Below are 13,163 nucleotides of genomic sequence, written 5' to 3' on the forward strand. Positions count from 1 at the left end.
GTGAGGGTGTCCGCTTGCCATCTCATCCGCTCCTTCAGAACGGACAGGCGCGGGCAGCTGCGGTGTATGGAACACCTGTATGCCACACCATCTGAGCCATAAGCTCAAAATCGTAGCAAGATCAACAGATTACGTTGATTATGGCTCCGGCGGTAGGGATCGAACCTACGACCAATTGATTAACAGTCAACTGCTCTACCGCTGAGCTACGCCGGAACACAGGGGGGTATCTACCCAGTGTTTTCGGTGCTGTCTAGAGGCCTTGCGCAGTTTTTTTCCAAATTGACAATATTTTTGTCATAGTCGGGACAAGCCGCAGATTTCATGATGATATTTGTGCCGGCCGGGGTGAAAATTCCGCCGTTATCTTCTTGGATTTTCCCCTGTTCGCGCAGATGTGCCAGATGCGCTGCGACATTTGCCGTGGCTGCACGGATAAGACCGGGGGGGAGGGTGCGATAGAGGGCATCTGTCAGGTCGTGCAATGTCTGCCCGCAGGTTTCCAGCTGGCGCATGATGGATGCCTCCCGCGCCAGTCGATGGCTGCGCAGTGTTGCGATTCTGCGGGACGGCGTCTCTATCGGATGCCCGTGCGCTGACAGGAACCGGCGCCACGGCCTGCATGCCAGCTTATCCAGCGAGGTCAGGTAATCCGCAATCCGCCCCCGCGGCGGGATGATTGCACTGGAGGCCCAGCCCATGATGTGATCGGCGGTCAGGCAGATGTCGTTCATGGCAAAGCACAGGTGGTCATCGGAGTGGCCCGGCGTATGAATCGCTTCCAGCTCCCAGGTACTTCCGCGCAACCGCGCGCCATCCGAAAGGCTGATGTCGGGGCAATAGGTGGCCAAGTGCGATGCGTAACCGTAGATCGGGGCGCCAGTGGCCTTGGCAAGGCGTGGAGCCAGTTCCAGATGGTCCTTGTGGTCATGGGACAGAATGATGTGGCTGATGCGTTCCGCAGGGGCCAATGCATCCAGAATGGCTGCCAGATGCTGCGGGTTGTCGGGGCCGGGGTCCAGCACGGCCACATCGCCCGTGCCGATGATATAGGTATTCGTTCCCAGATACGTCATGGATGAGGGATTCGGGGCCAAAATGCAGCGGATGCCCGGCTCCGGGTGGGTCACGATTCCATAGGGGGGCGTCTTTGTCATTTCGCTAGTATAGCCGGCAGGACCGCAGGATAAAGGTTGCTGCAGATGCCGCAGAAGATGAGACAGTGATGATGACGAAGTTCCGGACTCCTTTGCCGCGCAGCCTGTACGGGCGGGCCGCGCTGATCCTCATCGTGCCGATCCTGACAATCCAGTTGGTCTTTTCGCTCCAGTTCATCCAGCGGCACTATGAGGGCGTGACCGAGCAGCTTTCCCGCGGGGTGGCGCTGGAGTTGGGATATCTGATCAATATCTACGAAACGGAGCCCGAACGCGCCGGCAGCGTGGCCGATGCTCTGGATTTCGAACTGGTCGCACCGGCGGACTGGGGGTTCACCACGGATCGGCGTGATTTCTGGGATCTGTCGGGGCGGGCACTGATACAGACGCTGGATGCGACACTGCCGCTCCGGGCAGTCGATCTGCAGTATGACAACCGCGAGGTCCGGCTGCTGTTTGAAACCGTCCGCGGCCCGATCAATATCGAGGTGAACCGGCGGCGGGTATCGGCCTCCAACCCCCACCAGCTGCTGGTGTTGATGATCATTACCTCGATCCTGATGACGGTGATCGCCTTTCTGTTTCTGTCCAACCAGCTTCGCCCGATTGCCCGCCTTGCCCGCGCGGCCGAGGCGTTCGGAAAGGGGCGCACGATTCCCTATCGTCCGCGTGGCGCGCTGGAGGTGCGGGCAGCAGGAAATGCCTTTCTGGACATGCGCCACCGGATCGAGCGGTATATCGAACAGCGGACCTTGATGCTGTCGGGTATCAGCCATGATCTGCGAACCCCTTTGACGCGCATGAAGCTGGAGCTGTCCATGATGGATGATCCGGGGGCGGCGGACCTGCTGAATGACGTTCAGGAAATGGAACGGCTTGTTGACGAGTTTCTGGCGTTTTCACGGGGTGATGCCACCGAGGTTGTCACCCGGGTCGATGTTTCGGGACTGGTGGATCAGGTGGTTGCGAACGCTCGCCGCTCGGATCAGCCGGTCACGGCAGGGCATATCGAGCAGGGGGCAATGCTGCTGATCCGCCCGCAGGCCGTTACCCGGGCGCTGGAAAATCTGGTCAACAACGCCACACGCTATGGCACCAAGGCACGCGTCAGCCTGTTGCTGAGTGATCGTGCAATGCGTCTGGTCGTCGAGGATGATGGCCCGGGCATTCCTGCCGAGCGGCGGGAAGAGGCGCTGACGCCCTTTTCCCGGCTGGGGTCCGAACGTGATCCGAACCGGGGGGGCGGTGTGGGCCTTGGCCTTGCGATTGCGGCCGATATAGCCCGCAGCCACGGCGGGCATTTGCGCCTGTCGGAAAGCCCCGATCTGGGGGGGCTCAGGGCCGAGATCGTCCTGGCGCGTTAAGGCAGGATGTGGAGCCACATCCAGATGGTGAACAGAGATCCTGCCGTGGCAAGCAGGACGCTGGAGGCACTGACCCGCCGTGCGACGCCGTAGATATTGGCGAACAAATAGGCATTCATTCCCGGCGCCATCGAGGCTGTCACCACGGTGGAGCGCATCTGGTCCACATCCAGATGCAGCAGGCGACTGATCAGATAAGCGATGCCCGGATGGACGATCAGCGACAGGGCGCATACCATGGTGATGATCTTCATGTCCCCCTCGGGGCGATAGCGGCACAATACGCCCCCAAGGCCGAACAGCGCCGCGGGCAGGGCGGCGCGGGTCATCATCTGCAGACCACCACCCACGACATGCGGAATGGCAAGCCCTGTCATGTTCCACGCGAACCCAAGCGTGATTCCGATGACTAGTGGCTGCCGCATCAGCGCGGTCACGATTTTCCGTACCAGCTGCGCAGGCGAAAGATCCGTGCCGCGGGCCCGCACGATTTCCATTGTGGCGATGCCAAGACCATAGAGAATGGGCGAATGCAGCGCGATGATTGTGAAGTTCCCCGCCAGAGAGCTTTCGCCATAGGCGCGCTCCATGATCGGCAGCCCCAGCAGCAATGAATTGGAAAACAGGCAGCAGAAGCCGATCGCAACAGAATCCTCGGCAGGGCGTTTGAAGATGAAACGGGCTGCAAGTGTTCCGAGGATGAAGCAGATGACTGCTCCGGAGTAGAAGGATGCGAAAAGTCCGATCTCGAAATTATCCGCCAGATCCAGCGTTGCCATGTTGCTGAACAGCAGGCAGGGCACCGCGAAATTCTGCGCGAACCGCATGACGCCATCCACTGCGCTATCTGTAATCAGGTTCGTTCGCCTGGCGAAATATCCGAAACCGATAACAAGGAAGACAGGAAGGATGACGTCGATCAGCGCGCTCATGACAAGTCCAGTTCAAGCCCGTCAAAGGCGGGAATGATGCCGGGTGGAAGCTCCCCGGCAAGTGTTTCGTAATCCAGATCGACATGCATGTTGGTCAGTACGGCGCGTTCGGGCGCAGCACGTTCGATCCACTCCAGCGTCAGCGCCAGATGTGCATGCGAGGGGTGGGGCGTGTAGCGAAGGGCATCCACGATGAACAGATCCAGCCCTTCAAGAATGGGCCAGCTCTGTTCAGGAATGACGTTGGCATCCGGCAGATAGGCGGCGTTGGCAATCCGAAGGCCCAGCGCGTCGATGTTTCCGTGGTGCGCTACGAAGGGATGGATCGGGATTTCGCCGCCCGCGCCGTTGATGCTGAACGGCCCCTGTATCCTGTGCAGATCGCAAATCGGGGGATAGCTGGACCCTTCGGGCTGTACAAAGGCGTAGCCGAAGCGGCTGAGCAATGCCTCCGATGTAGCTGCATCCGCCCAGACAGGCAGGCGACGCCCGGTATTGAACACGATCTGCCGCAGATCATCGATTCCATGCACATGATCGGCATGGGCATGGGTATAGACCACGGCATCCAGATCGCCGACCCCCGCATCCAGCAGTTGTTCGCGCATGTCGGGAGAAGTGTCGATCAACACCCGGGTGGTGCCTTCGGGGCCGATCCGCTCTGCCAGAAGCGAGCATCTGCGGCGTCTGTTCTTCGAATTCTTTGGGTCGCAAGCCCCCCAGTTGTTGCCCAATCTGGGGACACCCCCAGAAGAACCACATCCAAGGATCGTCAACCGGATCATGACGCCGCCTTTGTGAACAGCCGGTCGAAGTTTGCCGTGGTTGCCTGCGCGAATTCCTCCAGCGATAATCCGAACACCTCGGCGCCAATTTTTGCGGTATGGGCGGTATAGGCGGGTTCGTTGCGGCGGCCGCGGTGGGGCGGGGGTGCCAGATAGGGGCTGTCGGTCTCTACCAGAATACGGTCAAGCGGGGCCGCTGCAAAGATATCGCGCAACTCTGTCGATTTGGGGAATGCCGCAATTCCGGACATCGAAAGATAGAAACCCAGATCCAGTGCCGCCTCTGCCAACGCCGCCGAGGAGGAGAAGCAGTGCATCACGCAGGAATAGCTGCCCGCTTCATGCTCTTGTTTCAGGATGCGGGCCATATCGTCATCCGCGCCGCGTGCGTGGATAATCAGGGGCAGCCCCGTCCGGCGCGAAGCCTCGATATGCACGCGAAGGCTGTCCTGCTGGGCTTCGGCGCTTTCGGCACTGTAGTGATAATCAAGACCTGTTTCGCCGATTGCTACGAACTTGGGGTGGTCTGCAAGACCTACAAGATCCTCGATGCTGACTGCGGGATCGGTGCCTGCACGCATGGGATGAACACCCGCGGCATAGAAGACATTGTCATAGGTTTCGGCAATGGCACGGACACGCGGCTCCTGATCCATGCGTGTGCAGATCGTTACCATGCGCGTCACGCCTGCCGCGCGCGCGCGGGCAATGACATCGGGCAATTCCCCTTCGAAATCAGGGAAATCAAGATGGCAGTGGCTATCAACGATTTGTAGGGTCATCGCTCTCTCTGGGCGATCTCTGCCGCCGTTGCGTCGATCTTCAGGATCATATCCATCAGCAGCGCCGCAGGGTCAAGGTTCACGGCCCGGCCGCGACGTGCGCGGAGGCCAAGCGTTTGCTGCAATTCGGCCCAGATAAGACCTGCGTGCGGCGACGGGGCAAGACGGGCCATCAGGTCCGCCTCATGGGGGGCTGCCTCGATTGGGGGATGGCCAAGCGTTCCTGTACGGGCCAGCCGGGCAGACAGCCTGTCCAGCAGGCCAACCAAGAGATCGAAGCGTGGTTCCGCACCCCGACCGGCACCGCTGTCGGCCAAGGCAAGCGCACGCATCCGGTCCAAGCGGGGATGGCCCATGAAAAGTTTGACCAGATCGCCATAGGCGCCCAGTCCGCCCAGCTTCAGAAGGCGGACAGCTTCACCGACCGATCCACCGCCCAGTTCAGCCAATGCAACAGGATCCTCCACCTCCAGCCCCGCCTGTGTCAGCGCGGCCCCGATCGCATCCGCAGGCAGGGGGGCAAGCCGCAATTCCCGGCAACGGGAACGAATGGTCGGAAGCAGGCGCGATGGCTGATGGCTTATCAGCAGGAATGTGACGCGAGGTGGTGGTTCTTCCAGCAATTTCAGAATGGCATTTGCTGCAGGCCCGGCCATTTCATCCGCAGAATCGATGATGACCACGCGGTGGCCTCCATCGGGCGCGGAAAGCGTAAGGTATGATTTCAGCTTTCGTACCTCACCCACGCGAATGTCGGCGGATAGGGCACTTCGGGTGTCATTCGGGCCGCGGCGCAGCAAGAAAAGTCTTTGCTCGGCGAGTGCGGCCATGCGGCGGATAACCGGCGCGTCGGTGGGGGTGTCAAGTGTGGAACCCGTGCCATCCGACAGCAGGAAACGTGCGATGCGCCATGCCAACGTCGCCTTACCCACGCCGCGCGGTCCTGTCAGCAGCCAGCCGTGGTGCAGCCGTCCGGTGGCAAAGGCCGCCACGAAGGCCGCCTCGGCCTCGGGGTGGCCAAAAAGGGTGGTGGTTTCGCGCGGATGGGGGGCGCCCTCCACGCGATCCGGTTCTGGAAGTTCGACCTCGGCCATTACAGGTTCCGTTTTGTCATAGGCGCTTGTCGGACAAGGTGCGCCGGATGAAAACCCCTAACAAGCGTCCAGATAGGCCATGGCGGTCGCAAGGATATCGGCAGCGATGGTGCCCTGGTCCCTTGCGCCATCGATTATGCGAAAGCGGGGGGCTTTGGCCAGTTCCAGAAAGCCGTCGCGCATGCGGCGCTGAAGATCAAGGCCCATATCCTCGAACCGCTGTTCCGTATCCGCGCGGGCCTGCGCACGGGCAAGGCCGATTTCTGCCGGAATGTCGATCAGGAATGTCAGGTCGGGATCGATGCCGATCATGGTACGGTGAAGGATATCAACCGTATCGGTCAACTCGCCCCGCAATCCCTGATAGAGCCTTGTACTGTCGGCAAATCTATCGGTGATGACGATATGGCCCGCCTCCAGTGCGGGCAGGATCGTTTTTTCCACATGGTCACGCCGCGCGGCAGTAAACAGCAGCAGCTCGGTTTCGGCAGACCACCGATCAGGGTCACCCTCCAGCACAAGGCTGCGGATTTCCTCGGCACCGGTGCTGCCGCCGGGTTCACGGGTAAGGGTGACCGGAAGGCCGGCCTCCCGCAGGCTTTGTGCAAGCAACCGCGCCTGCGTGGACTTGCCAGAGCCGTCCACGCCCTCGAAGCTGAAAAAACGTCTGCTTGGTGTCACGATGCCGGTTGCTCGGGTGCGGAATCATCAGCGGCCAGGAACCGGTGCGCCAGAACACGTGCTGCGGTCAGCAGGCGATTGCCGAAACCGCCCTGTTCCACGTTGGTTTCCGCCACCAGTGGAACGCTGTGGTCGCCCATGCCGGGAACGTGCACGATCATCGTGGCGAGTTCCTGCCCTTTGGTGATCGGGGCCTGTACCGGGCCGGTATAGACGATGTCAGCAGTCATTTCGGCCTGTGATTGCACGGGCACCAGCAGCTTGACCTCTTCCGGAACGACAAGGCCTACGCTGCCCACTTCACCCATCCAGACCTCGGCGGTGCCCATCTGCTGGTTGGGGGCGGCAAAGCTGCGCTGGGCGAACTGGCGGAACGCGTAATTCGCCACCGCTTCTGATTCCGTGGCCCGGTCCGAGGCCGAGGCCATGCCGTTCAGCACGAAAACGATCCGGCGGCCGTCAACGCTGGAAACGGCCGAACCCGTCAGGCCATAGCCCGAATCCTCGGTATGGCCTGTTTTCAGGCCATCGGCTTTCCAGTCACCTGCGTCCAGCTCCAGCAGCGGATTGCGGTTATGCGCATTCGACGGCACACGGTTCTTGTAGTTGAATTGCGTGCGCGAGAAATTCTCGTACAGCTCGGGGAATTCGGTGATCAGCCGCGTGGCCAGAACACCCAGATCGTGCATCGACATCAGGTGTTCGGGGTTGGGCCAGCCCGAGGCATTGGCGAAATGCGAATTGTCCAGACCAAGCTGGGCAGCCCGTTCATTCATCATGTTGGCGAAATTTTCTTCGGTTCCGCCAAGGCCTTCGGCCACCACGACGCAGGCATCATTGCCAGAGTTGATGATGATACCGTGAATCAGCTCCTCGACCGTGGGACGGTCGGCAGGCTCCACGAACATCTTGGAACCACCCATGCGCCATGCCCGTTCGGAAACCGGGAATGTGGTTTCCATCGTCACACGCCCGTCGTGCAGTGCTTCGAACAGCATGTTCAGCGTCATCAGCTTGGACATGGAGGCCGGTGCCTCGGGGGTTTCCGCATTTTTATCCAGAAGAACCGTGCCAGTCGTCACGTCATAAACCCATGCGGAGGTCGCGCGGGTTTCGAACGCAAAGCTTGCAGCCGGAACGGCTGTGATCATCAGTGCCAGCATCAGCCGTTTCATGGGCAAGTCCTTCTAGTCGTGGGTGCCATGCCTTCAGCATAAAAGGTGTGCCCCGACAAGGAAAGGCTTGCGGATCACATCACCGTGCCGTCATTTTCGGGTTTCGCCGTGGCCCGCCAGTCGCTATGACACAATCGGTTTGACCAAAAACCGGAGAGGACCCGCAAATGGCCAATGTTGTCGTCGTCGGCGCCCAGTGGGGCGACGAAGGAAAGGGCAAGATCGTTGACTGGCTCAGCGAACGTGCCGATGTGATCGCGCGCTTTCAGGGTGGCCACAATGCGGGCCATACGCTCGTAATCGGAGAAGCCGTCTACAAACTGTCGCTGCTTCCTTCGGGAATCGTACGTGGTGGCAAGATCTCGGTGATCGGGAACGGCGTCGTTCTGGACCCGTGGCATCTGATCATGGAGATCGAGAAGCTGCGTGGACAGGGTGTGACGATCAACCCCGAAAACCTGATGATTGCCGAAAATGCCCCCCTGATTCTGCCGCTGCATGGCGAATTGGACCGCGCACGCGAAGGGCAGGCCGCTGTCGCCAAGATCGGTACCACAGGCCGTGGTATCGGCCCTGCCTATGAGGACAAGGTTGGCCGTCGGGCGATCCGCGTTGCCGATCTGGCCGATGATGCAACGCTGGAATTGCGGGTTGACCGTCTTCTGGTGCATCACGATGCACTGCGTCGCGGATTGGGCATGGAGCCGATCGACCGGGACGACCTTCTGGCCAAGCTGCGCGAAATTGCACCGCAGGTATTGCCCTATGCCGCACCGGTCTGGAAGGTGCTGACGGATGCACGCCGGGCAGGCAAACGGATCCTGTTCGAAGGGGCGCAGGGCGCGCTGCTGGATATCGATTTCGGTACTTACCCCTATGTCACATCCTCGAACGTGATCGCGGGGCAGGCCGCCACCGGTACGGGCATCGGTCCGGGTGCTATCGGTTTTGTTCTGGGGATCGTCAAAGCCTATACGACGCGTGTCGGCGAAGGTCCTTTCCCGGCCGAGTTGCATGACGATGACGGCCAGCGGCTGGGAGAACGTGGCCATGAATTCGGCACGGTGACAGGGCGCAAGCGCCGCTGTGGCTGGTTCGATGCCGTATTGGTCCGTCAGACCTGCGCCACTTCGGGCGTATCCGGAATCGCGCTGACCAAGCTGGACGTTCTGGACGGCTTTGAAACGCTGAAAATCTGCGTCGGTTATGATCTGGATGGCACGCGGCTGGACCACCTGCCGATTGCGGCCGATCAGCAGGCACGCTGCACCCCGATCTATGAGGAAATGGAAGGGTGGAGCGAATCTACCGCTGGCGCACGTTCGTGGAACGAGCTTCCGGCCGCGGCGATCAAATACGTTCGCCGGATCGAGGAATTGATCCAGTGCCCGGTGGCGATGCTTTCCACCTCACCGGAGCGGGACGATACAATTCTGGTTACGGACCCTTTTGCTGATTGAGGCCCTTCAGGCCCTGATTTCACGAAGATAAAGAGAGCGGGGCGTCAGGGTGAACCGGCCTCGCTCTCCTTTTTCCAGAACGCCTTCCCTGACGTTCTGTTCAAAGGCCGCGATCAGGCTTTCATGGCTGAATGTCCGCAGCGTGGCGGCGTGCCGCAGAACCTGCGGGCGTGTGGCCGAGGCACGATTTTCAATGCACAGCACCCAGACAGCGGCGGCTTCGATCAGTTCGGGGGCGGTGTCAGCACCCAGATGATCGGCAAAGCTGCTGAATCCCATGGATGACGGGGGAACATAGGCTGGTTCCACCGGCGGTTCCGGCGCAGGGGGGGGCGTATCCAGTTTGCGGGATACGGTGGCCGCAACAGCAGCCTTCAGATGATAGATGGCCGACTGGCGGCGTTTGGTTTCAGGGGCACTCATATGGCTGTCGGCTTTGCGAATCAGGCGGTCCACCGACGTCTCATCCGGGGGTGTTTCAGTCGTGAACGGTGTGGAGGAAGTCATGTTCGGTTCTGCGCCGAAGTGACGGTCTGCGGCGGAGAGGGCGCGAAAATGCCCCGTAATTTCCTGCAGGATATTGAACGGATCGTCAAACCCCTCCAAAGTACAAGAAAAGGTTCCATACGAAACGGTCATGATCTTCTTCTGAACGCTCATGTGGTGCCCGCCTCTTGGGCCCGATACGGGTCATTGTTTTTGGTTAACAGGACGGGTGTGCTATCACTATGATGCGTCATCGTCCTATGTTGTTTTTTTCGTGAGTGGCACAATTTCTCGCATGACCGGACCGATTGTTCAATCTGCCGCGGCGGTGACGCTTGTGGCTGGTGGTCCGCTGACACGGCAGGAATTGGAGCTTTGCCTTGGCTTTGCGCCCTATCTTGTTGCCGCAGACGGGGGTGCTGACAGGGCGATGGCATTGGGCTTCATGCCGGAGCGGGTGATCGGGGATCTTGATTCCATTTCAGGCGAAGCCCGGTCGCGGCTGGCTGACCGTCTTGTTCACGTAGCGGAACAAGAAAGTACGGATTTCGAAAAGGCATTGAGCCGGATCGAGGCGCCCTTCATTCTGGCCACTGCTGTGGCGGGTGCACGGATCGACCATGGATTCGCGGTGCTCAATACGCTTGTCCGGCATCGGGGGCCGCCGTGCCTGCTGATCGGACCGGATGACGTCGTCTTTCATGCCCTGCGGCCTTTGGATCTGTATCTGACCGCCGGGGATCGGGTGTCCCTTTGCCCGATTTCAGGAGTGCAAGGCAGGAGCGAAGGGCTGGAATGGCCGATAGATGGCCTTCAGTTTGCACCGGATGGCCGAATCGGCAGTTCGAACGCCGCGTCCGAGGATCATGTAAGGCTTGAATTTGACGGGCCGGGGATGCTTGTGATCCTGCCCCGCACGCGTCTGAAGGCGGCATTGCGTGCTATCGTTCCATGAAAACCGGGTATTTGAGCGGGGACGCAGCTACCGGCGCAACAGGGCCCATGCGAAAGGATCAGCTATCCTCGTCTGCCTGAAGCCGTTCCGATTTCTTCCGGACCAGCACGGACCGCAGATCATGCATGGCCATCAGCAACCGGTCTGTTACCGCGTCCAATGACTCATCGTCAGCGCGGCTGTTTGCCCACTGCGTGGTCATGTTCATATGCTCGATCGTACGCTCGACGTAATCGGCCTCACGCTCTGCCATGAGGGCCTTGCGTTCGATGATCCATTGCTGGATCACCGNTTTTTCTTCGGGAGTCGGAATACGGTCCCCGTGGTTGCGAAACTCTGCCTTCGCCAGGTTTATGACGGCGATCTGATCCATATCTATACGGCGCAGGCGGTTCTCGGTTCCGATGCGGAACACGAGCGCGCCATTGTCGCGGATACGGAAATAGAGATCAGGCAGAGCGTTCGACATTGTTTACTTCAGCGATGCACAGAAACGCTGGATGCGGGTGCATGCCTCGCGCAGCGTATCATCTGCAGTGGCATAGCTGACGCGGAAGTTCGGCGAGAGGCCGAATGCGGCACCGAATACCACGGCGACGCCTTCCTCATCCAGCAAGGCGGTTGCGAAAACTTCGTCATCCGAGATGACGGTGCCTGCGGGTGTCGTTTTGCCAATGCAGCCGGAAATATCGGGGTATACGTAGAACGCACCCTCGGGTGTCGGGCAGATGATCCCTTCGGCATCGTTCAGCATGCCGACGACCAGATCGCGGCGACGCTGGAACAGCGCCTTGTTGTCGGCAAGAAAATCCTGCGGCCCTGTCAGCCCTTCGAGTGCCGCATATTGCGAAACGGAGGAGGGGTTCGAGGTGGATTGCGATTGCACCGTGCCCATTGCCTTGATCAGCGCAACCGGGCCTGCGGCATAGCCGATGCGCCAGCCGGTCATGGCATAGGCTTTCGAGACGCCGTTACAGGTCAGCGTGCGGTCGTAAAGGCCGGGTTCGACCTGGGCCGGGGTAACGAATTCGAAATCGTCGAACACCAGATGTTCGTACATGTCATCGGACATGACCCAGACGTGCGGATGTTTCATAAGCACATCTGTCAGTGCCTTCAGCTCGTCACGGGTGTAGCCTGCGCCGGTCGGGTTGGACGGAGAGTTGAAGATGAACCATTTGGTTTTCGGCGTGATGGCAGCTTCAAGCGCCTCGGGCGAAAGCTTGAAGTTCGTTTCAATTCCCGCCACGACCGGAACGGGTGTACCGCCAGCCAGAAGCACCATGTCCGGGTAGCTGACCCAATAGGGGGCCGGAATGATGACCTCGTCACCGGGGTTCAGCGTGCATACCAGCGCGTTGTACAGGATCTGCTTGCCGCCCGTGCTGACCGAGACCTGCTCGGGTTTGTAGGTCAGCCCGTTTTCGCGGGAAAACTTTTCACAGATCGCTTTCTTCAGCTCGATGATGCCGTCAACAGCGGTGTATTTGGTCTTGCCCGCGTCGATTGCCGCCTTTGCCGCATCCTTGATATTCTGGGGAGTGTCGAAATCCGGCTCTCCGGCACCCAGTCCGATAACGTCACGGCCAGCGGCCTGCAGTTCCCGCGCCTTGTTCGTGACAGCGATCGTGGGCGAAGGTTTTACACGGGAAAGGGTGTCGGATAGGAATGCCATGTCGGCTCCTCGGTTTGAATTTCACGCGAGACACTCTTAGGATGTCATATCAGTGCGATCAAGCGGATCGTGGAAAAGCATGCATCTTGCCCATATAAATCAATATGCGCTGCATGATTGGCCGGTTTGAATGAAATTTGGGCGCGGCGATAATTCATGGCAGGCCTTTGGTTCCGGGCTTGCATCCCGGCTGCATGCGGATGACATGGAATGCGCGGGGTGGTGCAACTGGCGCGAACCATCGCATCGCGGTCGGAACCGGTAAGATCGAATCGTCATTGAAGGAAATTTCATAATGGATAACCAGAAAAAGCGGCTTTCGATGCGGTCCTGGCGTCGTGGCATGAAGGAGATGGATCTGATCCTCGGGCCATGGTCCGACACGCATCTCCCGGATCTGGGCTCTGAAGATACCGCGCTGTATGAAGTGCTGCTGGAAGAGAACGATCAGGAACTGTTCGCCTGGATGCTGGGGCAGCGTCCCATTCCAGAAGGTCCGCTGCATGATCTGACGGCGCGGATTGCGGAATATGCCCGTATCCGTTTTGCAAAAGTTTGATAGTTTACGTTTTGTTTCACTTTTGAGTGGATTTTGCTCTGAAAGCATATGGAGCAGG

The 13,163-nt window shown here is 59.7% G+C and carries 14 protein-coding genes and 1 tRNA gene; 4 read left to right on the forward strand and 11 right to left on the reverse strand.

Features of this window, described 5'->3' with window-relative positions; genetic code table 11:
- Nucleotides 1-141 precede the first annotated feature (141 nt).
- A tRNA-Asn gene (locus TR36_RS04210) sits at nucleotides 142-216 on the reverse strand.
- 14 nt (nucleotides 217-230) lie between these two features.
- Nucleotides 231-1,157, reverse strand: a complete 927-nt coding sequence (locus TR36_RS04215) for an MBL fold metallo-hydrolase (protein ID WP_052362577.1) — start codon at nucleotides 1,155-1,157, stop codon at nucleotides 231-233.
- Nucleotides 1,158-1,225: 68 nt separating this feature from the next.
- On the opposite strand from TR36_RS04215, the gene TR36_RS04220 reads away from it, so the two are divergent.
- Complete coding sequence (locus TR36_RS04220) at nucleotides 1,226-2,521, forward strand: ATP-binding protein (RefSeq protein ID WP_045389926.1); 1,296 nt, start codon at nucleotides 1,226-1,228, stop codon at nucleotides 2,519-2,521.
- Here TR36_RS04220 and TR36_RS04225 read toward each other — a convergent pair.
- From TR36_RS04225 to TR36_RS04250, 6 genes are read right to left on the reverse strand one after another with little or no spacing between them, the layout of a single operon-like run.
- Nucleotides 2,518-3,453, reverse strand: coding sequence for an AEC family transporter (locus tag TR36_RS04225; protein ID WP_045389925.1), 936 nt, complete (start codon nucleotides 3,451-3,453; stop codon nucleotides 2,518-2,520). The two genes, TR36_RS04220 and TR36_RS04225, sit on opposite strands and share 4 nt — an antisense overlap.
- The gene (locus TR36_RS04230) at nucleotides 3,450-4,238 is read right to left on the reverse strand and encodes an MBL fold metallo-hydrolase (protein WP_045389923.1); all 789 of its coding nucleotides are present in this window, start codon (nucleotides 4,236-4,238) and stop codon (nucleotides 3,450-3,452) included. The genes TR36_RS04225 and TR36_RS04230 overlap by 4 nt, the downstream gene beginning before the upstream one ends.
- Nucleotides 4,235-5,020, reverse strand: a complete 786-nt coding sequence (locus tag TR36_RS04235) for a TatD family hydrolase (RefSeq protein ID WP_062762495.1) — start codon at nucleotides 5,018-5,020, stop codon at nucleotides 4,235-4,237. The genes TR36_RS04230 and TR36_RS04235 overlap by 4 nt, the downstream gene beginning before the upstream one ends.
- Nucleotides 5,017-6,114, reverse strand: coding sequence for a DNA polymerase III subunit delta' (locus TR36_RS04240; RefSeq protein WP_045389919.1), 1,098 nt, complete (start codon nucleotides 6,112-6,114; stop codon nucleotides 5,017-5,019). The genes TR36_RS04235 and TR36_RS04240 overlap by 4 nt, the downstream gene beginning before the upstream one ends.
- A 57-nt stretch (nucleotides 6,115-6,171) precedes the next feature.
- A complete protein-coding gene (gene tmk / locus TR36_RS04245; protein WP_045389917.1) occupies nucleotides 6,172-6,795 on the reverse strand; it encodes a dTMP kinase in 624 nt (207 codons plus the stop codon).
- On the reverse strand, nucleotides 6,792-7,976 hold the full coding sequence (locus TR36_RS04250) for a D-alanyl-D-alanine carboxypeptidase family protein (protein ID WP_153010490.1): 1,185 nt from the start codon (nucleotides 7,974-7,976) through the stop codon (nucleotides 6,792-6,794). The genes tmk and TR36_RS04250 overlap by 4 nt, the downstream gene beginning before the upstream one ends.
- A gap of 161 nt (nucleotides 7,977-8,137) precedes the next feature.
- Here TR36_RS04250 and TR36_RS04255 point away from each other — a divergent pair, with 161 nt between their 5' ends.
- Entirely contained in the window at nucleotides 8,138-9,430 is a 1,293-nt protein-coding gene (locus TR36_RS04255; protein WP_045389914.1) for an adenylosuccinate synthase, read from the forward strand.
- Nucleotides 9,431-9,436: 6 nt separating this feature from the next.
- Here the strand turns inward: TR36_RS04255 and TR36_RS04260 are convergent, their stop codons facing one another.
- Complete coding sequence (locus tag TR36_RS04260) at nucleotides 9,437-10,090, reverse strand: hypothetical protein (protein WP_062762497.1); 654 nt, start codon at nucleotides 10,088-10,090, stop codon at nucleotides 9,437-9,439.
- A 121-nt stretch (nucleotides 10,091-10,211) separates the two neighbouring features.
- Between TR36_RS04260 and TR36_RS04265 the strand changes: the two genes are divergently transcribed.
- A complete protein-coding gene (locus TR36_RS04265) occupies nucleotides 10,212-10,871 on the forward strand; it encodes a thiamine diphosphokinase (RefSeq protein WP_045390073.1) in 660 nt (219 codons plus the stop codon).
- Nucleotides 10,872-10,929: 58 nt separating this feature from the next.
- Here TR36_RS04265 and TR36_RS04270 read toward each other — a convergent pair whose 3' ends face one another.
- Together TR36_RS04270 and TR36_RS04275 are read right to left on the reverse strand one after the other, a co-directional pair.
- The gene (locus tag TR36_RS04270) at nucleotides 10,930-11,340 is read right to left on the reverse strand and encodes a hypothetical protein (protein ID WP_062762499.1); all 411 of its coding nucleotides are present in this window, start codon (nucleotides 11,338-11,340) and stop codon (nucleotides 10,930-10,932) included.
- A gap of 3 nt (nucleotides 11,341-11,343) precedes the next feature.
- Nucleotides 11,344-12,546, reverse strand: a complete 1,203-nt coding sequence (locus tag TR36_RS04275; RefSeq protein ID WP_045389903.1) for a pyridoxal phosphate-dependent aminotransferase — start codon at nucleotides 12,544-12,546, stop codon at nucleotides 11,344-11,346.
- Between the two features lie 295 nt (nucleotides 12,547-12,841).
- Here TR36_RS04275 and TR36_RS04280 point away from each other — a divergent pair, with 295 nt between their 5' ends.
- On the forward strand, nucleotides 12,842-13,105 hold the full coding sequence (locus TR36_RS04280) for a succinate dehydrogenase assembly factor 2 (RefSeq protein WP_045389901.1): 264 nt from the start codon (nucleotides 12,842-12,844) through the stop codon (nucleotides 13,103-13,105).
- Nucleotides 13,106-13,163: the final 58 nt, after the last annotated feature.

The organism is Falsirhodobacter sp. alg1, from assembly GCF_000739715.2.
In the GTDB taxonomy this organism is placed as follows: Bacteria; Pseudomonadota; Alphaproteobacteria; order Rhodobacterales; family Rhodobacteraceae; genus Falsirhodobacter.